This window comes from Georgenia sp. G2120, assembly GCF_055326485.1.
In genome coordinates, this window is sequence record NZ_JBUZNL010000022.1 from 1 (window position 1) to 22,067 (window position 22,067).

18 protein-coding genes are annotated in these 22,067 nt (G+C 65.4%); 3 read left to right on the forward strand and 15 right to left on the reverse strand.

From position 1 onward, the window contains the following. Nucleotides 1-6 precede the first annotated feature (6 nt). Nucleotides 7-1,314, reverse strand: a complete 1,308-nt coding sequence (locus tag ACZLMO_RS16150; protein WP_425713489.1) for an ISL3 family transposase — start codon at nt 1,312-1,314, stop codon at nt 7-9. 225 nt (nt 1,315-1,539) lie between these two features. Between ACZLMO_RS16150 and ACZLMO_RS16155 the strand changes: the two genes are divergently transcribed. Further along, complete coding sequence (locus tag ACZLMO_RS16155) at nt 1,540-3,291, forward strand: IS1634 family transposase (protein WP_463654313.1); 1,752 nt, start codon at nt 1,540-1,542, stop codon at nt 3,289-3,291. A 127-nt stretch (nt 3,292-3,418) separates the two neighbouring features. Here the strand turns inward: ACZLMO_RS16155 and ACZLMO_RS16160 are convergent, their stop codons facing one another. From ACZLMO_RS16160 to ACZLMO_RS16215, 12 genes are all read right to left on the reverse strand, one after another. After that, a complete protein-coding gene (locus ACZLMO_RS16160) occupies nt 3,419-4,738 on the reverse strand; it encodes an ISL3 family transposase (RefSeq protein ID WP_425715872.1) in 1,320 nt (439 codons plus the stop codon). A gap of 589 nt (nt 4,739-5,327) precedes the next feature. Then, nucleotides 5,328-6,665, reverse strand: a complete 1,338-nt coding sequence (locus ACZLMO_RS16165) for an O-antigen polymerase (RefSeq protein WP_463654314.1) — start codon at nt 6,663-6,665, stop codon at nt 5,328-5,330. Between the two features lie 154 nt (nt 6,666-6,819). Beyond that, entirely contained in the window at nt 6,820-8,112 is a 1,293-nt protein-coding gene (locus tag ACZLMO_RS16170) for a lipopolysaccharide biosynthesis protein (protein ID WP_463654315.1), read from the reverse strand. A gap of 142 nt (nt 8,113-8,254) precedes the next feature. Further along, nucleotides 8,255-9,202 carry a glycosyltransferase family 2 protein gene (locus ACZLMO_RS16175; RefSeq protein WP_463654337.1) on the reverse strand — a complete coding sequence of 316 codons (948 nt, stop codon included), beginning with the start codon at nt 9,200-9,202 and terminating at the stop codon, nt 8,255-8,257. Next, on the reverse strand, nt 9,202-10,371 hold the full coding sequence (wecB, locus tag ACZLMO_RS16180) for a non-hydrolyzing UDP-N-acetylglucosamine 2-epimerase (RefSeq protein WP_463654316.1): 1,170 nt from the start codon (nt 10,369-10,371) through the stop codon (nt 9,202-9,204). The genes ACZLMO_RS16175 and wecB overlap by 1 nt, the downstream gene beginning before the upstream one ends. Further along, nucleotides 10,371-11,456 carry a polysaccharide biosynthesis C-terminal domain-containing protein gene (locus tag ACZLMO_RS16185; RefSeq protein WP_463654317.1) on the reverse strand — a complete coding sequence of 362 codons (1,086 nt, stop codon included), beginning with the start codon at nt 11,454-11,456 and terminating at the stop codon, nt 10,371-10,373. The genes wecB and ACZLMO_RS16185 overlap by 1 nt, the downstream gene beginning before the upstream one ends. Next, a complete protein-coding gene (locus ACZLMO_RS16190; protein WP_463654318.1) occupies nt 11,456-12,481 on the reverse strand; it encodes a polysaccharide biosynthesis protein in 1,026 nt (341 codons plus the stop codon). The genes ACZLMO_RS16185 and ACZLMO_RS16190 overlap by 1 nt, the downstream gene beginning before the upstream one ends. Nucleotides 12,482-12,552: 71 nt before the next feature. Then, nucleotides 12,553-13,803, reverse strand: coding sequence for a glycosyltransferase family 4 protein (locus tag ACZLMO_RS16195; protein WP_463654319.1), 1,251 nt, complete (start codon nt 13,801-13,803; stop codon nt 12,553-12,555). Beyond that, entirely contained in the window at nt 13,800-14,843 is a 1,044-nt protein-coding gene (locus tag ACZLMO_RS16200) for an ATP-grasp domain-containing protein (RefSeq protein WP_463654320.1), read from the reverse strand. Before ACZLMO_RS16200 ends, ACZLMO_RS16195 begins: the two co-directional genes overlap by 4 nt. Next, nucleotides 14,840-15,937, reverse strand: a complete 1,098-nt coding sequence (locus ACZLMO_RS16205; protein ID WP_463654321.1) for a GNAT family N-acetyltransferase — start codon at nt 15,935-15,937, stop codon at nt 14,840-14,842. Before ACZLMO_RS16205 ends, ACZLMO_RS16200 begins: the two co-directional genes overlap by 4 nt. Further along, nucleotides 15,934-17,091, reverse strand: coding sequence for a DegT/DnrJ/EryC1/StrS family aminotransferase (locus tag ACZLMO_RS16210; protein WP_463654322.1), 1,158 nt, complete (start codon nt 17,089-17,091; stop codon nt 15,934-15,936). The genes ACZLMO_RS16205 and ACZLMO_RS16210 overlap by 4 nt, the downstream gene beginning before the upstream one ends. After that, the gene (locus ACZLMO_RS16215) at nt 17,084-18,910 is read right to left on the reverse strand and encodes a polysaccharide biosynthesis protein (protein WP_463654323.1); all 1,827 of its coding nucleotides are present in this window, start codon (nt 18,908-18,910) and stop codon (nt 17,084-17,086) included. The genes ACZLMO_RS16210 and ACZLMO_RS16215 overlap by 8 nt, the downstream gene beginning before the upstream one ends. A gap of 216 nt (nt 18,911-19,126) precedes the next feature. Here ACZLMO_RS16215 and ACZLMO_RS16220 point away from each other — a divergent pair, with 216 nt between their 5' ends. Beyond that, nucleotides 19,127-20,107, forward strand: coding sequence for a WD40/YVTN/BNR-like repeat-containing protein (locus tag ACZLMO_RS16220; RefSeq protein WP_463654324.1), 981 nt, complete (start codon nt 19,127-19,129; stop codon nt 20,105-20,107). Here ACZLMO_RS16220 and ACZLMO_RS16225 read toward each other — a convergent pair whose 3' ends face one another. Together ACZLMO_RS16225 and ACZLMO_RS16230 are read right to left on the reverse strand one after the other, a co-directional pair. Further along, complete coding sequence (locus ACZLMO_RS16225; protein ID WP_463654325.1) at nt 20,108-20,611, reverse strand: hypothetical protein; 504 nt, start codon at nt 20,609-20,611, stop codon at nt 20,108-20,110. Next, the gene (locus tag ACZLMO_RS16230) at nt 20,608-20,988 is read right to left on the reverse strand and encodes a sterol carrier family protein (RefSeq protein ID WP_463654326.1); all 381 of its coding nucleotides are present in this window, start codon (nt 20,986-20,988) and stop codon (nt 20,608-20,610) included. The genes ACZLMO_RS16225 and ACZLMO_RS16230 overlap by 4 nt, the downstream gene beginning before the upstream one ends. A 127-nt stretch (nt 20,989-21,115) precedes the next feature. Between ACZLMO_RS16230 and ACZLMO_RS16235 the strand changes: the two genes are divergently transcribed. Beyond that, entirely contained in the window at nt 21,116-22,066 is a 951-nt protein-coding gene (locus tag ACZLMO_RS16235) for a LysR family transcriptional regulator (protein ID WP_463654327.1), read from the forward strand. Nucleotide 22,067: the final 1 nt, after the last annotated feature.

Here is a 22,067-nt window from a genome sequence, read left to right on the forward strand (position 1 = left end):
GGCTCTTCACATTCGAGGGTGTAGTTGGGGTCGGAATCCGCCCGTCTCGAGTAGTGATCGGGCGATGTAATTGGTCAGGTTGCGGAAGCCGAGGGCCGAGCCGCGCAGGTGCTCGAGCCTGCCGTTCATGGCCTCGGTGGGGCCGTTGGACGTGCCGGGCCGGTCGAAGTAGGCGAGCACGTCGGCGGCGCGGCGCTTCAGGGTCCTGCCCAGCTTGCGCAGCTCGGTCAGGGCGGCTGGCACGGTGGAGCTGACGGAGGCGATGAGCTGGGCCATGAGCTGGCGACCATGTGCGCGGTCGGGGACGCGGTAGGCGGCGATCATGCGCTGGTAGACGGCCCAGGCGGCCTCGACCGCTACGTGGGTGTCGCCGTCGAACAGGCCCTCCAGGCGCTGGGACTGCTTCTCGGTGAGCAGGTCGGCGCCGGTGTGCAGGGTCCGGCGGGCGGCGTAGAGCGGATCGCCCTTGCGGCCCCGGTGCCCGCAGGTGTCCTGCTGGACACGGCGCCGGCAGTCATCGAGCGCGTCGCCAGCGAGGCGGACCACGTGAAAAGGATCCATGATGGCGACCGCGTCGGGCAGCTCTTCGGCGGCGGCGGTCTTGAACCCGGTGAAGCCGTCCATCGCGACGATCTCGACCCCGTCGCGCCAGTCCTGCGGCCGGCCCGCGAGCCACTGCTTGAAGGCGTGTTTCGAGCGGCCCTCGACCATGTCCAGCAGCCGGGACGGGCCGGTCCCCTCGCGAACAGCGGTGAGGTCGATGATCACGGTCACGAACCTGTCGCCGCGGCGGGTGTGGCGCCAGACATGCTCGTCGACACCGATGGCGCTGACGCCGTCGAACCGGGTCGGATCATCGATGAGGACGCGGCGTCCTTCGGTCAGGACCGCGGCGTTGGCGGTGTTCCACGAGACCCCCAGCCCCTCGGCGACACGAGCGACACTCAAGTGCTGGCACACGATCCCTTCCAGCGCCCACCGCAACCCGCGGCGGGAGAGCCGAGCGCGCGGCTCGGCCGCGGCGGTCGTGTCCTGACGCCACACGTGCCCGCAGCCCGTGCACCGGTACCGACGCACCCTCACCTCCAGCGTCGTGGGACGCCACCCCAAAGGCTCGTGAGCGAGCTCGCGCGTGACGGTGTCCCGCGCGACGCCCTCGCACCCGCACCGCCGGCACCAGCTGTCCGGTTCGACGACCCTGCAGGCCAGGACCGCCCGACCAGGCTCGATGCGCTGGCCGACGACCTCCAAGCCGAGCTCGTCCAGACGAGCGAACGTGGTCAGATCAGGGCGGGCGAAGGTAGCGTCAGGCACGTCGAGGTCTTCCCGGTGGGTGGCGTGAGAACCCCCATCATCGGAAGACCTCGACCCCTATCTGGACGCTGACACGCCGGCACCTCGCTCACCACCGCGCCAGGCCGTCTACACCCTCAATCCGGAAGAGCCGGTTTTGTGGTCGCATGGCTGCGAGATCGTGTAGGCACACGAAGTGCGGCGTGTTGCTTTGATTCGCAGCGATGGCCGTGGTTGTCTGTGGGCATGTACTTGCGCGAGACGCGGCGGACGAACAAGGACGGCTCGGTCGTGCGCTACCTCCAACTGGCCCACAACGAACGTCACCCCAGGACTGGGGCCTCCACGGCGAAGGTGGTGCACAACTTCGGGCGCGCGGACCAGGTCGACCGCGAGGCCCTGACCCGTCTGGTGTCCTCGATCTCTCGTCTGCTGCCCGCCGAGCCACAGGCCGCGCTCGCTGCGGAGGTGGCCGGCGGCGATGGTGCAGGCGAGGTCGAGGTCGTGGAGTCGCGCCGGATGGGTGGGGCCTGGACCCTGGACCAGATCTGGCAGCGCCTGGGCATCGGCACGGCGATCCGCAAGGCCGCCCGGCACCGCCGGCTCGACGCCGGCGCCGCGGAGCGGGTCGTCTTCGCGCTGGTGGCCCAGCGGGCCCTGGAACCGGGCAGCAAGCTCGCCGCCACCACGTGGGTCGCCGAGCGGGTGGCGATCGAGGACCTGGCCGGCTTCAGCGACGATCGGGCCTACCGGGCGATGGACTTCCTGCTCGACGCACTGGAGGACATCGCGGCCGAGGTCTTCCACTCCGTGGCCACGCTGTTGAACCTGGACCTGGACATCGTGTTCGTCGACACGACCTCGACGTACTTCGAGACCGAGCAGCCCGACGAGCTACCCGAGCTGGCCGAGCCCGCCGGCGACGACGGCCTCACCAGACCGGTGGAGTCCGGCGCCCGCGCGTTCGGGCACTCCAAGGACTTCCGCACCGACCTGCCCCAGGTCGTGATCGCCATGGCCGTGACCCGCGAGGGGATCCCGGTCAAGTGCTGGACCTTCCCGGGCAACGAGCAGGACACCACGATCATCCGCACGATCAAGGACGACCTGGCCGGCTGGAACCTGCACCGCATGGTCTGGGTCGCCGACCGCGGCTTCGCCTCGCAGCCCAACCGGGCCTACCTCACCCGCGGGGGCGGGCACTACATCCACGCCGAGAAGCTGCGTCATACCAACCTCGAGGCCGCCGCCGCCCTCGCGCGGCCCGGTCGCTACAAGAGTGTGGCCGGCAACCTGCGCGTCAAGGAGGTCCACGTCAACCCCACCGACCCGGCAGGCGGTGGCGACGGTGACGGAGGAGCACGAGCGCAGCGGTTCGTCGTGTGTCACAACCCCGACCAGGCCGACCGCGACCAGGCCGTGCGGGCCAACCTCGTCGAACACCTGACCTCGCTGATCGACGGCTCGGACGCCTGGACCACGAGGCGGCGCGACGAGCTCGTCGGCACCCTGAAGACCAAGGCGGGGTTGCGCCGCTACCTACGGCGCACGAAGTCCGGTCTGCTCAGGATCGACAAGAAGGCTATCGAGCGCGAGGCGCACCTGGACGGCAAGTGGCTGCTCCGCACCAGCGACCCCACCCTGACCCCGGAGGACCTGGCCGCGGCCTACAAGCAGCTCCTCGCCGTCGAGCGCGGCTGGCGCGACATGAAGGGCCACCTCGGCCTCCGGCCCGTGTTCCACCACCGCGAGGACCGCATCCGCGCCCACGTCCAGCTCTGCTGGCTCGCACTCCTGCTGATCCGCGTCACTGAAACTGCTACTGGCGACACCTGGCGCAACACCCGCCACGAGCTCGACCGCCTCCACCTCGTCACTCTCGAGACGAACGAGGGACGCGTCGCTCAGCGCACTGCCCTGACCGCGGGTCAGAAGAGCATCCTGGCCGCCCTGGACCTGCCCGAGCCGCGCCGGTTCCACGACTTCGCCACCACCTGAACCCGCCGACGAGCTACGCCCCTCGGCCAGACCGAGCGGGGCTGTAGTAACACGCCCACCACGCACCCGACCAGCGCCTTTCCGCGCCAGCACGCCGCAAACCGGCTCTTGGGACATCCGGTAGGGGTCATGGCGTGAGGCCGCCCGCGGCGAGGAGCATCCGGAGTCGATAGTTGTCTCGGTTGCGGAACCCGCGGGCGAGTCGTCGGTGGAGCTCGATGATGCCGTTGATCGCCTCAGTGCCGCCGTTGTTCGCGCGGCTCGTGCCGAAGTAGGCGAGGAACGCGTCCTTCCAGCGCTTCAATGTCCGTCCCAGCCTCGCGATCTCCGGGATCGGACACGACGAGAACGACGCGACGACCTGCTCGGCGATCTGGCGTCCCGCGGCGAGGTTGTCCTGTCGATACGCGTCGCGGAGCTGTTGGGCGCACTGCCACGCGACGAGCACTTCCTCGTGCGCGGGGTCGGCCTCGATCGCCCGGGCCAGGCGAGCGCGCTGCTTCTCGGTGAGGCGTTCCCGTCCGGCGCGCAAGATGGTCTGGATCCCGTAGAGCGGGTCGCCCTTCCGTCCGCGATGCCCGAGCGTCTCCTGTTGGACACGCCGCCTCACCTCGTCGACCGCGCCTGTTCCGAGCTTGACGACGTGGAACGCGTCGAGCACCGCGGTCGCGTCATCGAGCTGCTCATCGATCGCGGTCTTGTATCCCGCGAACGGGTCGAGAGCTGCAACCTCGACGCCGTCACGGAACGCCGGGCCGCGGTCTGCCAGCCAGCCCGCGTAGGCCTTCCCAGACCGGCCGGGCACGAGGTCCAGCAGACGCGCATGGGTGACGCCGTCCTCGTCGCGAGTGAGGTCGACCATCCCCGTCAGTTCCTTCGGGCCGCGCTTACGCGGGTCGATGTGATGCCAGACGTGTTCGTCGACGCCGAGTGTCCGCACGCCGGCGAAGCGGGCCTCGGAGCCTGCGAGGCCTTCGAGGACGGGCCGGATGGCGCGCCAGAGCGTCTTCCACGATGTTCCCATCTGGCGGGCGAGGCCACGGACGGTCGCGTGTTCGCGGCGGAGCTGTCCGATTGCCCACGCGACCGCGCGGCGAGTGATCGACCCGCGACGGGCGACGAGTGCGGGCACGTCCTCGACAAACACTCGCCGGGCGCACCCGGGCTCGTCGCATCGCCACACACGTTGCCGCCACCGCAAGTCGACCCGGGCGTCGCCGGGGACGTCGCGCAGCACACGGACGCGACGCCCGCGCCCTGTCGCGATCACGCCGCAGTCCGGACATCCCGCCGGACCGAGGCTGGTCGACACCGTGATCGTCATCACCGTCTCTGCGCGGGCGACGTGCTCGACATGGACGCCGTCGAGTCCGAGCAGCAGGTCGCATCGTCCACACGAAATGGTGCTCTCGGGGGTGTTCGGGCGCGCGGAAGTATCGTGAGACACGTCGAGGTCCTCGTGGTCGATCAGAGAGTTAGCGCTTCTGATCCTCGGGGACCTCGACCCCTACCCGGCGGACCTCACCCCGCGCGCGTCGCCCCTACCGAATGTCCCAAGAGCCCGCAAACCCCGAATCCGTGTGCCCATCATCTGCGGAAGTCCGGTCAGGCGGCACGTCATGCAGCTCACGCCGCCGCCGTCCGCGGCTGGGCGCCACCACCGCGCAGGTCGGGCAGCCCATCAACTGCCACGGCGCGGGGACGGTGACCGTCACGAGCGCAACGGTGCGCTCGACGGCCTCCACATCGAGCTCGGGGAAGCCCAGGAGCGTGTCGCAGCGCGCGCAGCGATCAGTGGTAGGCGCATCGCTGCACCCCCGTAGCGTTGGTCAACGTCGAGGTCCTCGGGACCAACGGCTGCTTGGTCGCTACCGATCATCGGAGACCTCGACCCCTACCCACCCTCACCTACCCCCGCGAGTCACGCTCCCCACCAGATGTCCGAAGAGCCGTCAAAGTATCGCGGGTGGCAACCATCCAGACCAATACAGGCCAACGGGCCATAACGGTTCACGGGCCACCACCCCAGCCGCAACTCAACCCAAGTCTACGCTCACCGGATCAACCGGTCGACCGCCCCCTTTGAGGTCTCCACGCCTTCGCACGGCGGTCCCGACACACCAAAGTAGAGCATACATTGCAATTCCATTATTAAAAATAAAGATCGGCGAATCGGATGCCCAGAAACCCAGCGTCGTGGCAACCCCAGCGATTCCAGTCAACTCCAGTGTATTCCGAGGTGTACTCAGCGCCGACATGTTCACAACTTTCGAGGTTGTCATCGCGAAGAGAACGGGAACCAATACGACACCCAGCCAGCCAAAATTGTAGTACACGGAGCCCCAAATTGATGGCGGTATCGTCCCTCGGGTGGAGCCGTACACCTGCTCAAAAACCCTACCGCCTAGATCACTACCCCCCACCCCAGGCAATAATCCAGTCAGCGCCTGCCCCCACTCTCTACCCCATTGAGTGGGCTGCGCATATATATACTCGAAAGCCGCAAGCCCAGCACTTTGCTGCTGTCTGACAATTCTGTCCACAAAATCATTCAGAGCTGCGACAGCGTGACTGAACATGCTGGCGTCAGAGCCCAATCCCGACCCGCCGCGGCCAAGAGCCATCGAAACAGTCACGAGCACACAAACAGCTATGATTCCTAGACGAATCGAACCCCGAGGGAACCGGTACCCCGATAACAAATAGCTAAAGACTGCAACCATAACGGCAGACTGCACGAAGGCGCCGCGTTGGCCAGCACCCACCAAACCGAATACTGCGTACGACGAGAGCGCCAAGGTCAAGAAGATTCGCCGGCGCCCCGACCTCCACCAGTACACCACAACGACTAGTATGAGAGCCGGAAAAAGTGCATTTTTGAACTGGTTAACGTAGCCGGGGTAAAAGTATCGCTCGCCTGCATATGCGGACAATCTTATTCCCGCAATATCCGCATCGCCACCTGATACGGTATTCCTCACTCCCTCTATCAAGGCGCTAGCGCCGACATTGACGTAATAGGCGGCAATGATCGCAACGCATAGCGTCAACACGAGCCAAGTCGCTAATCTTGGCACAAACGTGCGAACAGGCGACGGCGGGGGCTCCCAAGCGCCCCTGGCTCGCAACATGACGGGACGGCGCAGCATCAATGCAAAACTGGCGACAAAATAGATCAGGGTAGCAGCCAGCGTGATGTACCCGTACTGGACATGAGACTCTCTGTTGCCGTCGAGAAGCGGAAACGTCCCAAGCGCCATAATGGTCTGAATATAGGCGAAGAGCGCATTAGCGTTAACGTAGCCAGTCGAATGCAGAACCGTGGCTGCGTAAACAATGAACGCCAATCCAACGACAAGAGCTAGCTCGATCACTTCCCACCTCCCTCACAGTCCAGGTCTTCCAAAAGATGAAACTGCACCTTCCCGTATGAGCCCCAGGCACCACAATATTCGAGATTGGAGCTGCACAGGCAAGCCACGCTCATTAAGGCGGACCTCAGGATGGGCGCGGCAGGGATCCGAGTTCTTACGACGCATCAGAATACTTTCGAACACACCGGTAGGCCACGGCCCAAGTTACTACATACACAATTGCCGAACCCAATGAGTATGCGAGCACAATCGCTCCCGGAGACAGACCCAGCCCTGGAAGCACCACGAACGAAAACAACACTACTGCGAGTCTGAGCAGGTCAAGAACGAGAACAATACCTTGCTTCTGGAGGACATCAAGTACGACCGAAAGTGGCGCAGCCAGTATTCTTGCCGTCATCAAAATGGCCAGATTCTGCGCGAACAACGAAACAGAATCCCAGTCGTCTGGGAGAAGTGCGCCAAAAAGCAAAGGCGAGAAGAGCCAGACTAGCGATCCGCACACCACGGCAATGGCGCCCAACGCCCAGCTAGCCTTGCGGTAGAGAGCAAGAACACGCGGGGACTTGGTTCGCACAGCATCCGCGAATGTCCCAAGAAACACTTGACCAACAGCGGTGGCGACCAAGGCAGCTGGCGCGCTCACAGCCATTGTGGCGACGCCGTATTCGCCAGTCAGGCCAACTGAGGCTGCCATCGCAAATAGAATAGGCGGCAACTGCAGGTTCGCTACGTTCACCAAATTTGCTGGCGCGCCGAACGCGACGAACCGCCAGTACTTCTTGATCAGAGATCGATAGGTCGCTGGTGGCTCAGGAGTCGGCTTGCCCTGAACCGGCGTCCGAATTAGGTAACGGGTCAACCCCAGCACTCCTACTAGGCGCCCAATCGCGGCGCCCAGAAGCAGCCCAAATCGCTGCGTAAGCGCACTCAAGGCGAGTTGCGCGATTACGGTAGTTGCCGGATGTACAACATTACGAGTGGCGATTCGCACGTATGCTTGATAACGAATGGCGAGCTGGCTTACCACCAGATATAATGAGGTAGACCATGCGATCACTACGATCAGTAGCATCATCGGCAGGCCCAGGCTTCTGCCAATTCCATGTTCTAACAGGTCCCGGAGCATCAATGATGCTCCAAGAACTACCGCAGATATGCACGTCGCCACGGCCAACGAGAGCCGTGCAATCTTTAGAGCATCCGCATGGTTCGGAGGAACTGCAATTGCCCGCTCCAAACGGAGACTGACGACCGAAGACAGAATAGACCCAACGGCGATCGCCACCGTATAGGCGCCATAACTTTCGGTACTATATGCGCGCGACACTGCCGCTAGTCCGCCGAGGGCGACGACCTGCCCAAAAGCAGTCGTTCCACCAAGGAGCAGCGAGCCTCGCACGGTGGTACTTCGCGCAAATTGCTCGAATCGGCTACGGGCTCCCATCTACACCTTCCGCTATTCCACATTCCTCAATGGTCACACTCAAAGGCGTAGGTGGATGCTCGGACGACTGATTCCAGCGCTCATGCTAATCGTGTCAACATGGCCCAATGATGACACAAGATTGGACTGCATCATGAGCAACCTAGGCACTGCGCATCCCGGTGAAAGTGCGGTAGAATTTCGTTCTCACGCGGTATAGATAGGGATTTGCCATCGAGGCAACAGCGAGCCTGTCTACCAACCGAAAGTTCCTGTCCGTCATGATCTTAAATATCCTGCCGTTGGCCCGATCGTCCTCTCGCGCAATATACTGCTCAACCTCTGAGCGTTCTTCAGCGGAGAGCTCAAGTCGCTGTTCTTCCGCAAGACTTATCCACACTCTATTTCGCTTCGCCATCCCAACTGTGAACTCCTCAAAAGACCTTTGCCGTGGGTGAGAGTTCTCGTCGTGAATGCGGTACTCCAAAAAGACCTCTGACGAGTGCACCTCACGCTCCGATCGATTCTTCGCTACGAACTGCAACCATGTGTCTTCACTGGGAAGTTCCGCAGGGATTGGGAACAGGACGTCGCCCAGAGCGCGATTGAAGGTGATAGAGCCGCCAGAACGCGACGATGCACTTCCCTTTGGCAACAAGAGTCCGTCAAACTTGGGGTCATCAGAAAACGTCCGAAGCTTTCCGTATGCTGCTACCGGGCTACCAGGTCGGGCGTCCGCCATAAGTGCCACACGGGTCTTAAGTGAATCTGGGGGGAGTCGATCATCGCCAGCTGCCAGACATACGATCGGCGCGCGTGAATTTTCGTACGCAACTGAAAATGCCGCAGCCTTCCCAACATGTTCTCCGGAACCGACTAATCGAAATCTTGGGTCACGGTCCTTTAGCTCAGATATGAGCTCTGGGGTGCCGTCCGTTGACCCATCGTCGACGAATACGACTTCCCATTCTCTCAGCGATTGCTCGATAAGGCTTTGGGCAAACTCGATCAGGTAGGCAGATTCGTTTCTGACGGAACTTAGCACCGAGATGCGACAGGCATTTTCTATGCCATCTCGGCTATCCTCGCTCCCGCTGTGAGATGCATTCATCACGGCCCCTCGGTATTTTTACTTCGCTTAAAGCGATCAGTAGATCGAACTCCAGCACGAAGGTTGTGCGTGCCGGCGGTTGACCGAATCGCATTGAGTACACGTCGGGAAGAGTCCACGATCTCATACTCGTCCGGGATCGTCGCGGGGCCGAGAGCGGCGTGCTGGGCGACGGTGATCCGTACGGCGTCGACCACGTCGCCCGGTCGCAGGCCGGCTACGATGATCGCCCCTGTGTCAATCGCTTCGGGGCGTTCGATTGCGTCCCGGATGGTCACGGCGGGGAACCCGAGCATCGAGGACTCCTCCGCAATGGTCCCAGAGTCCGAGATGACGAGACGCGCCTCGTGCTGCAGTCGCACGTAGTCATGGAATCCGAGTGGTGCGTGCAGGCGGACGTCCGCCCCGACATCGAGACCGAATGCCTCGATGCGCTTCCTGGTACGTGGATGGGTGGACACGAGCACGGGCGCACCCTGGTCGTGGGCGACCGCGGCGAGGGACGCCAGCAGATTCTCCAGGCGGTCGGCGCTGTCGACGTTCTCCTCGCGGTGCGCGCTCGCCAAGAGGAAACCACCGGCGGCGAGCCCCAGGCGGTCCAGCACGTCGCTGGCCGCGATCGCCTCGGCGTTGTGGTCGAGCACCTCCCTCATCGGGGATCCCATGAGGAGGACCCGGGAGGGGTGCAGGCCCTCCGCCAAGAGGTTGCGGCGCGAGTGCTCGGTGTAGACCAGGTTGTAGTCGGCAACGTGATCGACCAGGTGGCGGTTGATCTCCTCGGGCACGTTGGGGTCGAACGACCGGTTGCCCGCCTCCAGGTGGTAGACGGGCACCTTCATCCGACGCGCCATGAGGGCTGAGACACAGCTGTTTGTGTCGCCCAGCACCACCATCGCGTCGGGCGCGATCTCTCGGATCACGCGCTCGGTGCCACGCAGCACGTCGGCGAGCACGCTGCCGAGGCTGGACGTGTCCGCCTGGAGGAAGTGGTCCGGTCGACGCATCGCGAGATCTTCGAAAAAGACCTCGTTCAACTCGTAGTCATAGTTCTGGCCGGTGTGCACCAGCACATGGTCGGTGTACCTCTCCAGCGCGGCGATGACTCGGGAGAGGCGGATAATCTCTGGCCGGGTGCCGACCACGGTCATGACCTTCAGTCGCTCGCCCATCAGACAGTCTCCGGGTAGGTGTCGGTGTCGTCGGGATCGAACAGCTCGTTCGTCCAGAACATGGTGGTCAGCGCCGAGTCTGCCGTGTTGGTGATCTTGTGCGCCCAGCCTGTCGGCATGTCGATCGCCATCGGCTCCTCCCCGCTGACGTCGATGTCGACTACCTCGTCGGTCAGCACGCGCCGCAGCGAGATCCGCGCCCTCCCGTCGACGACGATGAACCTCTCGAACTTGCGCAGGTGAAAGTGCTGCCCGCGCGTGACGCCGGGCACGGTCGACGAGAAGAACGTCTGCCCCTCGCTGCCGTGCGCCCGCACGGTCTCGACGAGCGCCCCCCGTTCGTCGGCTCGCCGGGTGAGCGCGATCGCGGGTCGCCGTGCGAAGGCGACCGCCCGGACGGTGTTGAACAGGTCGATGCTCAACCGGTCCGAGAGCGCCGGGATCTCTCCGGCGGAGTACACCGACCAGTGGGTCCGCAGCCGCTCGAGCACCTCGACCACCGACGTGGCCAGGCCGCGTGGCACGACGGTGCCGCCCGGGCCCGTGAGCGCGTCGACAAGTACCTGCGCGGCCTGCTGGACGTGCAGGAGATCGACCGCACGGTCCGTGACCTGGAGGTCGGCGCCCTCGACGACGCCGTGGGCGAAGGTGGCGACGAAGGAGTTGTAGCCCGGCCGACCGTGCTCGCCGAACAAGTTCGGCAGCACCACGTCCGTGTACCGGCCACCGACTCCCTCGACGGCCGACCGAAGGATCTGGGACGCGCGCAGCTTCCCGTTTCCGTACGCGGAGCCGTTCCCGGCCTGGGCGGAGTTGGCGTAGACGACTGCCACCGGCGCGGTCGAGCGGCGCACGGCGGCGGCCAGGCCCTCGGCAAGACCCACGTTGGTCGCCTCGACCTCGTCGTCCGGTCCGCGGTTCGCCCCCGCCACGTGCACGACGGCGTCGACGGAGGGCACGAGGTCCCCGAGCGTCCCCCACTCTCGGCGACCGATCCCGACCACATCGTGGTCGGTCGTCGCGCGCAGCAGGACCCGCAGGTGCCATCCCAGGAACCCGTCGGCACCGGTAACAAGGACGCGCACTAGATCACCGCCCGCTCGACCTCGGCGCGGACTTCAGGGACGGACATGAGGAGCTTCTTCGTCTCATCGACGCCCAGCCGATTCGTGTTCTGCGAAGTGTAGTCATCGAGCTGGGCGGTCTTTTCCCCCTCGTCAAAATAGAGCTCGTACTGCAATGTGCGGGCGTCCAGCGGTACGCGGTAGTATTCACCCTGATCCTCAGCCGTCACCATCTCTTCACGACTGAGCAGCGTTTCGTGGAGCTTTTCAGCATGGCGCACGCCGATGATCCGCACGTCGGGGTCGTCATCACCGAGCAAGGAGGCGACGGCTCGGGCAAGGACCTCGATTGTGGCAGCCGGTGCCTTGCGAACAAAAAGATCGCCGGGTTCCGCGTTTGCGAAGGCGTGATAAACAAGGTCTACCGATTCGCCCAGAGACATGAGAAACCTGGTCATCCGCGGCTCGGTTACGGTCAACTCCTTCCCGGCTCGCATTTGATCGATAAATAGTGGAACTACAGAACCTCGAGAGTGCAGAACATTGCCGTACCGCGTGACCGAGACGGTCGTGTCCGATTTCGGATTGTTTCGAGCGAAAGCTTGCGCAGTCTTCTCCATCAGCGCTTTCGACATACCCATGGCGTTGACCGGGTATACGGCCTTATCTGTGCTCAGGCAAACCACCGATCGCACGCCCATCTTCGACGCGGCCTCGATAACGTTGTGGCTGCCCCGCACATTTGTTTTTACAGCTTGGTCAGGGAAAAATTCACAAGAAGGCACCTGCTTGAGAGCTGCGGCATGGAATACATAGTCAACTCCACGGAGCGCGTTGAGTACGCTGTCCGCATCCCGCACATCCCCGAGGAAGAAGCGCACACGGTCGTCGCCAATGTTCCGCCTCATAAGGTCCTGCTTAGCCTCGTCGCGGCTCAGCACGTGAACATTCGACACGTTTCGGTCAATCAGGTCTCGAACCATGGTCGAACCGAATGATCCAGTGCCTCCGGTAATGGCCACCGTGGTTTCTGCCAACGAGTTCATGCCTATCCTTTCGGGTACAGCCGGGACGCGCCCGGGAAGCCGATTGCGGCGGATCGTGAAGTTCGTGCGGTCTACCGCCCTGACCTCCGGCGCCGCGGTGCCGCCGCGACCAGCCGCCTCATCAGGGAACCGATCCTGGAGGCCGCCGACTCTCGTGTCATGTGCTGGTCGTAGTAGCGCCTTGCCCGCTCCCCCATCGCCGTGCGCTCCGGACGTGCAGACCGGCGCGCGACCTCGATCGCGGCCGTGATGCTCGCGACTTCACCTGGCACGGCGGTCCACCCGAGACCATTGTCCTCAACGATTCGGCTGACCTCGCCGTCGACGATGCTGAGTACCGGGAACCCCGCCGCAAGAATGCTCTGAAACTTCCCGGGAATGGTGACCCGGAACAGTTCCTGGCGCTGGAGGCTCACGATATGTGCGTCGAAGTCCCGCGCAAAACGCGACACCTCCGACCGGCTCATCGAAGAGTGAAACTCGATGTTCTGGCATCCATTGGCCGCCACGAGCGCTCGGAGCCTATCCTCCTCGACGCCGCCACCGACCAGGGTCAGCGAGACGCCCTCGAGCCTCCCCACGGCCTCCACGAGCGGGCCGAGGTTCTGCGCCGCACCGAAGTTCCCGGCATAGATCAGGCGCAAGTTCTCAGAGTTCCGAGCGGGGTCGTATCGATCCGTACTGTCACGCGCGTCCCAGTTGTAGATGGACCAGACGCGCTCCCGCTCGACGCCGCGCGAGACCAGAAGGTCGCCCATACCGTCGGAAATCGCTATCACGGCATCCGCGCGGCGATAGATGGCTGTGCAGACAGATTCGAGCACCGGACGCACCAGTCGGGCCGCTCGACCTGCGAACCCGGTGGCATATATCGAGTCCGGCCAGACGTCCTGGACGTGCACGACGTACGGGGTACCTCGCACGAGCGAGTCAACATAGGCAGGAAGGGCCGCGGTGATTGGAGATCCGTACACGAACGTCACGTCCGAACCGCGTACGAGACGACTTCCGAACACCGTCGCAGCAATCGCGAACGAGAGGTAGTTCGCCATGCGGCCCACGGCGCTGCTCGAATGGCTCGGGTATTCCAGCACGCGCAGCACCCGGTGCCCGTGGTTGATTTCGGCTCGGTTGCGCATTCGGTAGCCGTCGGCGAGTGTTCCGTGCGGATAATTGGGCAGGCCCGTCAGGACGATCGTCTCGAAACCCGCACGCTCAAGCATGTCAGCGATATCGACAGGCAGGACCGTCGGCTCAGGCGGAAACCATTGGCAGATAACCAGGCATCGCGGCCCGTCGACCGGTCCTGCCGAGCGGCTCATCGGACCGTCACCACCCCTTCATGCTTGGCCGACACCACGCCCGTCCGGTACGAGATGAACGGCAGCGGTCCCGTCGCTCGGTGACTGCTCACTGCAAGGTAGTAGCCCAGGGCATCCGCGCCAGCGAGATGGTTGAACGGGTATCCGCCGCCGAACCTGGGATTGACGTCGATGATGAACGGTCCCCGGTCCTGGTCGACAATGATGTCGGTGTCGATCAGCCCCCTCGGCTGAAGTATCGACCCGACCTTGACCAGGATCTCGTCGAACATCTCGCCGGAGACTGTCTCCGCCTTGTCGGTCTCGCCGTAGCGCATGGACAGCTTGCGGCGTGCGAGGGCTCCATGGAACCGTCCGCGCTCCTCGATGTCGTACACACCGTCGACGCCGTACTCGGGCCCTTCGATCAGCTCCTGCACCACCACCAGATCGGCATCGGCCGTGGGGCGGCCGGACCCGTCGACCGGGCGACCGGCCGGCGCTCCCGGCATCGCGCGGTGGACCGCCTCGCGTAGTTGGGCACGGTGCGTGCGGAAGACACCCGAGGACCCGCTGCCGAACCTGTGCTTGACCACGAACCTCCCCACATCGTGTGCCTCGAGGCGCCCCTCCAGGACGTCCGAACCGAGCCAGGTGTGCGGGGTTGGCAGGCCGGCCTTAAAGAACTCGGTCGACATCTCGAACTTGTCGACGACCGTCCGTCCGGCCTTTCCCTGCACGCCGAGCACCCTACCGGCGATCGCCTCGATCTCATCGGCCAGGCCGTCGGCCAGCACCATCAGTTCGTAGTCGTTGAGCGAGAACATTAGGTCGGGCCGCTCCCGGTCGACGAGGTCTAGCATCGCCGGCCGGTACTCGTCGCTCGCGTATGGCGGCAAGATTTCCGCACGGTCGCTGCCCGTGAGAGCTGCGGCGTTGGCGTCCCCGTCGGTGGCTAGCAGCTCGAGTCGGAGATCCAGTCGCCGCGCAGCCTCACGGAGCCACTGGAGGATGTAGAGGCGTCGCCCGGCGGAGGCGACCACGATCTTTACGGCGGTCATGCATGGTCCGTCGGAGGCCGTGCGACGGCGGCCGACATGAGGATCTTGTCCCCCACGCGGTCTGTCTCCTCAAAACCTGCGCCCATATAGAGCCGTAGTGCCACCGCGTTATCCTCCTTGGTCTCCAACGTCAGCGTCTCGATGCCGTGGTCACGCGCCACCCGCTGCATCATCCGCAAGGAGCGCGACCCGATCCGCTCGCCGTGTCGTTCCGGATGTACGTACAGGTAGAGGCTGGCCGTGCGCGGACCTTCGACGGTCCAGCCGAACATGGCGACGGGGGCACTGTCTCCGTCGATCACGCAGAAATCGTCCCTGCGGGTGTCCCGCGACGCACGTCCCCACCACTGCTCCATGCCATGCATCGTCGGCCAAAACGCGATGGTGATGCCGTCACGCACCCTGGAATCGCTCAACCATACGACTCTCTCGGCCAGGTCCTTGTGCTCGAGCCTGCGCGTGCGCAGGGCACCGTCAGCCGCGAGTTCCAGATCGCCCAAGAACTCGGTCATGGTGGCTGCATCGTCAGCGTTGACGGCCCTGGTCGAGACCACAGCCCCGATCGTGCGCAAGAGAATCCTCAGGTCTAGAGTGAAGGAGACCCGGTCGACGTAGTAGAGGTCGAGATCGATCCTCTCCGCCCACGTGAGTTGGTTCCGGCCGTTGACCTGCGCCCAGCCCGTCACCCCCGGGCGCACCTCGTGCCGCCGGGACTGCTCGTGCGTATACCGCTCGAGATAGGAGGTCCGCAGGGGCCGGGGCCCGACCAAGCTCATGTCTCCGCGCACGACGTTCCACAGTGCCGGCAGCTCGTCGAGACTCGTACTGCGCAAGAATCGACCGAAGGGTGTCATTCGATCCGCGTTGGTGACCACCCCGCGCGCTTCGTCAACCGGGAGCATTGTGCGGAACTTGTACAGGACGAACGGTTGTCCGTGACGTCCCGGTCGCTGCTGGGCGAAGATCACCGGACGCCCGAGGCGAGAACGCACGAGACCCGCGACGACCGCCTGCACCGGCGCCGACGCGACGACCGCCGCACTGCCCACGACGACGTCGATGACACGTTTGGCCCTGAGATAGTGACGACTCATCGTCTGTGCACCTCCCCTAGGAACTCCGCAATACCTGTCGCGACGCGCTCCTTGTGCTCTGCCGTCAACGCCGACCCGCTCGGCAGCGAAAGCCCCACACCGAAGATCGACTCGCTGGTCCCGTTCAGGTAAGCGCGCCTTCCGGCATGGGCGGGCTGCAGGTGCATCGGCTTCCACAACGGTCGGGCCTCGATTTGACGTTCGCTCAGAAAACGGCCGAGCTCGTCTGCGGTCCACCCTGCGATCACGCGATCGACAAGAATCGAGGTCAGCCAGAAGTTATCGTGATCGCCCCCAGACGTTTCCGAACCGTCAGGATCACCGAAGATCTCAACCCCTGCGACGTCGGCAAACATCGAGCGATACCAGACCCTCGTACGGCGTCGCTTGTCGATCATCTCGGTCAAACGACCTAGTTGCGCCCTACCCATTCCTGCAAGAAGGTTCGACAGTCGGTAGTTGTACCCGATGTCGGTATGCTCGTAATGGACGACCGGTTGGCGGGCCTGCGTCGCAAGGTAGCGCGCTCGTGAAGCCATATCTTCGTCATCGGTAACCAGCATCCCTCCCCCGGACGTGGTCATGATCTTGTTGCCATTGAAGGAGATCGCCGCGGCAGCTCCAGATTTTCCAGCCGGTCGCCCATGACGCACCGCGCCGAGCGACTCGGCAGCATCAGAAAGCACGGGGATGCCGTGACCGGCCGCAAGCGCCTCGATGGCTGGGTAGTCCGCAGGCTTGCCCAGGAGGTCAACGGGAACGATCGCGGCGATGGTTGAGCCGAGATCTAGTTCCTCACGGATAGCTCGTTCAAGGAGTTCGACCGACATGTTCCCGGTCTCGTCGCTGTCGACAAATACGGGGTCCGCGCCCGTGTAGACGATCGCGTTGGCGGTTGCGGCAAACGTCATCGAAGCGGTGATGACAACGTTGCCCGGACCGGCACCCAATTGGAGCAGAGCGAGATGCAGTGCCGCTGTGCCGGATGAGAGCGCCACCGCATGAGCGCGCCCGGTGTAGTCCGCGATTTCCTGCTCGAACGCGTCCACCTCGGGCCCCAGTGGTGCGATCCACCCCGATCGGAAGGCCCGCAGGAGTGCCTGCTCTTCGAGTTCAGTGACGTCCGGGGACGACAGGTAGATGCGTTCAGGCATTCGAGGTGTCCCTTCGCGGTGTGGTTGTGGGCGAGACGAGGGGTTCGGCGACCACACCGTTGCTCTGTGCGGTTCGCTGGGTCGCTCGCCTATGCGCTGGATCGAGTTCCGAGGGCGGGAGCGCCGGCACCGGCACCTGAGAGATGAGCGGGTGGTTCGAGCGCGTGGCCGTCTCGGTCTCGCTCAGCAGCACCTCGTGCATCTTCTCGTTCGGCCGCAGGCCAGTGAAGACGATCTCCACCTTCTTGCCGGAAGCAGCGATGAGACGCTCCGCCACGTCAAGGATGCTCACCGGCTCACCCATGTCGAGAACGAGAACTTCGCCGTCGTTCCCGATCGCCGCCGCCTGGATGACGAGCTGTGCGGCCTCCGGGATCGTCATGAAGTACCGGGTGATTTCCGGGTGAGTCACCGTCACAGGGCCACCTTGCTCAATCTGGCCCTTGAACGTGTGGAGCATCGAGCCCCTGGACCCGAGCACGTTGCCGAACCGCACCGAGATGTAGGTGCCGTCAGCAGTCTCACCGAACCAAGACGTCAGACGCTCCGCCACGCGCTTCGTGCTCCCGAGCACGCTCACCGGCGCCGCAGCCTTGTCCGTCGAGACGTTAACGAACTGCTGCACGCCCACCTTCTCGGCCGCGCGCAGCACATTGAGGGTGCCGAGCGTGTTTGTCTTCCAGCCCTCCTCCGGGTACATCTCGAGGAGGGGCTGGTGCTTGAGCGCGGCCGCGTGAAACACCACCTCGGGACGGTGCGCGTCGAAGACAGCCTCGAGCGCCTCCTCGTCCCGGATCGAGACGAGCGCGATGTCCCGCGTATCGAGGAGGGCCTTGCCGTAGATCGAGAGCTGCACCGCGTGCAGCGCGGACTCGTCCCGGTCGAGCAGCACGAGCTCTGCGGGCCCGAAGCGGTGCACCTGCCTCGCGAGCTCGGAACCGATCGATCCACCCGCGCCGGTGACGAGCACCCGCTTCCCCGTGAGAGAGCCAGCGATCGAGTCGAGGTCGAGATCCACCTGGCGCCGGCCGAGGATGTCGGCGATGTCGAGCTCCTTGACGTCCGACAGGCTCACGCGCCCGCCGACCATCTGGCTCACGGGCGGAAGAAGGAGGAACTTCAGCCCCGCGTCCTCGACCGCCTTCGATACCTCGCGGATCATCTCCGGCGTCGCCGCGGAGATCGCCATGATCACCGTGGTCGCACCCGTGGCCCTGGCCGCGTCGGCGATGTGCTCCCGCGATCCGAGCACCGGCACCCCGGTGAGGGCGAGGTTGCGCTTGCTCGGGTCGTCGTCGATGAAGCCGACCGGACGGTAGGGCGTGGCGTGATCCATCTTGAGCAGCCGCACGAGCTGGTAGCCGGCGTCGCCCGCGCCATAGATCAGTGCGTCCTCCGCGTCGTCCGGGATGACGCTGCCTCGGGCCCGCCACGCGCGGTACGCCCAGCGGGCCGACGCCATGAGGAGTAGCGCCAGCGGTGGGGCGAGCAGCGCGACGCCGCGCGGGAAGTCGCTGATCGGACGGATGGCGAGGAAGCTGACGCCCGCGATGAAGGCGGCGATGACGACCGTGGCGATCAGCCCGACGATCTCGTCGAAGCTGCCGATGCGATATCGGCCCAGGTAGAGCTTGAGCACGGCACCGGCGACGAGCTGGGCGCCGCAGGCGAGCGCCGCGTAGATCGCGATCCAGTTCCACTGGTCGACCTCGAGGTAGAAGTCGTACCGCGTCATCACCACAGCGGTGATGGCGAGGAGCCAGCTGGCCACGTCCCAGGCGACCCTGAGCAGGCGCCGGACGAACGGATGGAGATCCATCAGGATGAGAACTCCTACAGACGGGGCCATCGGCCGCCAAGGGAAGGGGGTCCCGCCATCGTAATCACCCTCCGATTCACCCCGTCTCGATCCAGACGCATGGATTTTGACGGCTGCGTCACCTGGTACGCCCGGACCTGGACATTTGTGGGCCATCTCTGGGCCATCGTTCTCGTTTCCGTTCCGGGCCGGATCGTGTCCTTTATGCTCGTCCGCATGTCCTCCAGCGCGCGCCGAGTCCTCCTCTATGCCGGACTCGGCGCCCTCGTGGTGCTCAACGCGGTTCTCGCGATCATGCTCCTGACCAGGGACACCAGCGCCCAGTCGATCGACGGGGAGCGCTACACGCCTCCGGTCGTGGCCGGATCTCCGGACGGCTCGGCTGACGAGTCGGACACCGAGGCGCCCTCCGAATCGGAGTCAGGGGCGAGCGCGCTGACTGAGCCCGACGAGTCCGAGAGCGACGCACCCGCCGTCGACGCACAGGCGCCGGTGCCCGCGGAGCGGCTCATCGCGAGCGCCAACGGTGACGTCGCCTGGCGCGCCGTCGTCGGCAGCTGCGAGGCGCCCGGATCGGTCGAGCTCACCACGGACGGCGGCGCCACCTGGTCCTCCGCGGACGTCGGCGAACTCGCCCCCGTCTCCCGCCTCAAGGCCATCACCCCGGCCGCCGTCTTCGCCATCGGCGGAGCCGATCCCGACTGTTCGCCGACCTACGCCGGCTCCGTGGACGGCGGCACCAGCTGGGAACAGGCACCCGAGCTCGTCGAAGGCAGCTGGTACGTCGACCCCACCGACCGCGCGGTGCTCGGCACCACCGTCGGCCAGGTCGACGCACCCTGCGAGATCGCCGGGCTCGCCGGGTTCGACGACAACAGCGCTGCGATCCTGTGCACCGACGGCAGCCTCAGCGTCTCCACCGACGGCGGCGCGTCCTGGACCACCGCCGTCGAGGAGACCGACGCCGTGGCCATCGGCCTCACCCTGCAGGGCTACGTGCTGGCCGGCTCGTCCGAGGACTGTGCCGGCACGCAGATCTGGTCCGCCGGCATCGAAGGAACGACCGCGCCCGTCGGCTGCGCGGAGGACGTCCAGCCCGTGGCCGGTCAGACGGCCGTGGCGGGCGCGGGCAGCTCGATGTGGCTGTGGGCCGGCGAGGAGACCCTCGTGTCCGCCGACGCCGGCGTCACCTGGTAGTCAGTCCGTCAGACCGCGCGTGGCGCGCTCCCTACGGCGCAGCGAGCGGCGGTCCAGGAGGTAGGCGACGAACGCGCCGAGGATCATCCCCGCGGGGCCGAGCGTGAGCACGAGCAGGCCGATCGCGTTGGAGTCGCTGAGGCGGTCGGTGAAGAACTGGTTGCCGCCCACCTGTTCCCCGTACTGGTCACCGAACGACTCCCCGTTCGTGAAGACCACCAGCAGGATGCTGGCGAGCAGACCGAGCAGGAAACCCACCCAGATGAACCGCCCGTAGCGCGGGGCGCTGCGGACGTGACCGACCGTCGTCGCGCGCTCGGCGGGCTCCTGCGGCTCGGCGTCGCCCTGCTCGGCGTCTCCGTGCTCGGCGCCATCCGGGGCCGGCGCGGCCTGCGGGGCGGGAGCGGCATCGTCGTCGTCGTCGGGACGGGTCTGGCCCGGTTCGGGCGGGAGACCGCTACCGGAATCTGCGGGTCCGGTCGGGTCCTGGTCGGGCTGCGTCACCGGCTGAACCTACCCCTGCGCACGAGCGGCAGGCACGCCGCGAGGTCCGCCCGCTCCCCCGACGCCGAGACGCGCTGGTCCGCGACCGCGGCGTCCCAGTCGAGGTCCCCGCTCGCGAGCTCGAGCCACGTGGCCGGGTCGGTCTCCACCACGCCCGGCGGGGTGCCGCGCGTGTGCCTCGGCCCGCCGAGCGCCTGGACCGCGCCCGCCGGCGGGACCCGCACCTCCAGCGCGCCGCCCGGCGAGGACTCGGCGAGCTCCTCGAGCGTGAACCGCACCGCCGTCATGAGGTCGGCCCGCGAGATCGCGCCCGGGTCGGCCTGCCAGGCCCGCACGGCGGCAAGCCCGATCGTGGGGTCGATACGGCGTCGGGGCATGGGGACAAGGGTAGGCGGGAGCGGGCGGGGCGGGGGCGCCCCACGAGTGTCCTCGCGCGTCGCCATTGCCACCAGTCGCACTGCGCCTACCGTTCAGAGCAACCGGTCCGCGAACAGAAGGAGCCCTGTGATCGCCCTTCGCGACCTTCGGCACTTCGTGGTGCTCGCCGAGGAGCTGAACTTCCGCGCCGCTGCCGCGCGCCTGCACATCTCCCAGCCCACCCTGAGCGAGACGGTGCGGCGGATGGAGCGCTCGATCGGTGGAGCGCTGCTCGAACGCACCACCAGGCGGAGCCGCCTCACGCAAGCGGGCGAAGCTCTCTACCAGGGCGCTCTCCTTCTGGTGCGGGACGCCGACGCCCTCGAGAACGAGGTGCGAAGCGTCGCCGCGGGCATGCGCCGGGTCTTCCGGATCGGGGCCGTCAATCCCGCGATGCGCACGCTTGTCCCGCAGGTGGTCCGCGGGCTTCACGCCGAGTTCCCGGACATCCGGCTCAGCCTGCACCCCATGTCCTCCCACGAGCAGCTGCGTGCGGTGCGCGAGGGCAGGCTCGACGTCGCCGTGGTGCGCACCGCTCACCGACCGACGGCAGCAACCAGCCATGAGCTCGTGCACGAGCCTCTTTACGCCGTGCTGCCCACCGGGCACCCGCTCGCCGCGAAGGCCCACATCGATCTCAGGCAGATGCGGGGCCTCACCTTCGTCATGGCCCCGCGCGAGCGGAACCCGGAGTTCTACGACGCACTCGTCGCGCTGTACACCGCTCGCGGCTGCGCGCCGGAGCACATCATCGACGCCGACAACATGCACGCCCAGCTCTCGCTCGTCGGCGGGGACATCGGCGTCGCCGTCCAACCACTGCTGTTCATCGACCGCGACCGCTCCGACGTCGTCTTCATCCCCACCGGCGAGCGCCTCAGCGTCCCGCTGCAGGTCATCACCTCCCACGAGCCCGACGAGCTCGCGGGCGCCTTCGTCACCGGTGCACGCAGGCAGGTCACCGAGCTCCTGGAACGCGCAGAGGCCGACGCACGAGAGCCGGCCCCCGCTCGGGGACCGGCTCCTGTGGATCGGTGAC

What these genes read in the sequence shown, in the direction of transcription:
- ACZLMO_RS16155 (WP_463654313.1), top strand. Translation starts at nt 1,540, where the DNA reads ATGTACTTGCGCGAGACGCGGCGGACGAACAAGGACGGCTCGGTCGTG.
- ACZLMO_RS16170 (WP_463654315.1), bottom strand. Translation starts at nt 8,112, where the DNA reads ATGGGAGCCCGTAGCCGATTCGAGCAATTTGCGCGAAGTACCACCGTG.
- ACZLMO_RS16175 (WP_463654337.1), bottom strand. Translation starts at nt 9,202, where the DNA reads ATGAATGCATCTCACAGCGGGAGCGAGGATAGCCGAGATGGCATAGAA.
- wecB (WP_463654316.1), bottom strand. Translation starts at nt 10,371, where the DNA reads ATGGGCGAGCGACTGAAGGTCATGACCGTGGTCGGCACCCGGCCAGAG.
- ACZLMO_RS16190 (WP_463654318.1), bottom strand. Translation starts at nt 12,481, where the DNA reads ATGAACTCGTTGGCAGAAACCACGGTGGCCATTACCGGAGGCACTGGA.
- ACZLMO_RS16195 (WP_463654319.1), bottom strand. Translation starts at nt 13,803, where the DNA reads ATGAGCCGCTCGGCAGGACCGGTCGACGGGCCGCGATGCCTGGTTATC.
- ACZLMO_RS16200 (WP_463654320.1), bottom strand. Translation starts at nt 14,843, where the DNA reads ATGACCGCCGTAAAGATCGTGGTCGCCTCCGCCGGGCGACGCCTCTAC.
- ACZLMO_RS16205 (WP_463654321.1), bottom strand. Translation starts at nt 15,937, where the DNA reads ATGAGTCGTCACTATCTCAGGGCCAAACGTGTCATCGACGTCGTCGTG.
- ACZLMO_RS16210 (WP_463654322.1), bottom strand. Translation starts at nt 17,091, where the DNA reads ATGCCTGAACGCATCTACCTGTCGTCCCCGGACGTCACTGAACTCGAA.
- ACZLMO_RS16215 (WP_463654323.1), bottom strand. Translation starts at nt 18,910, where the DNA reads ATGGATCTCCATCCGTTCGTCCGGCGCCTGCTCAGGGTCGCCTGGGAC.
- ACZLMO_RS16220 (WP_463654324.1), top strand. Translation starts at nt 19,127, where the DNA reads ATGTCCTCCAGCGCGCGCCGAGTCCTCCTCTATGCCGGACTCGGCGCC.
- ACZLMO_RS16230 (WP_463654326.1), bottom strand. Translation starts at nt 20,988, where the DNA reads ATGCCCCGACGCCGTATCGACCCCACGATCGGGCTTGCCGCCGTGCGG.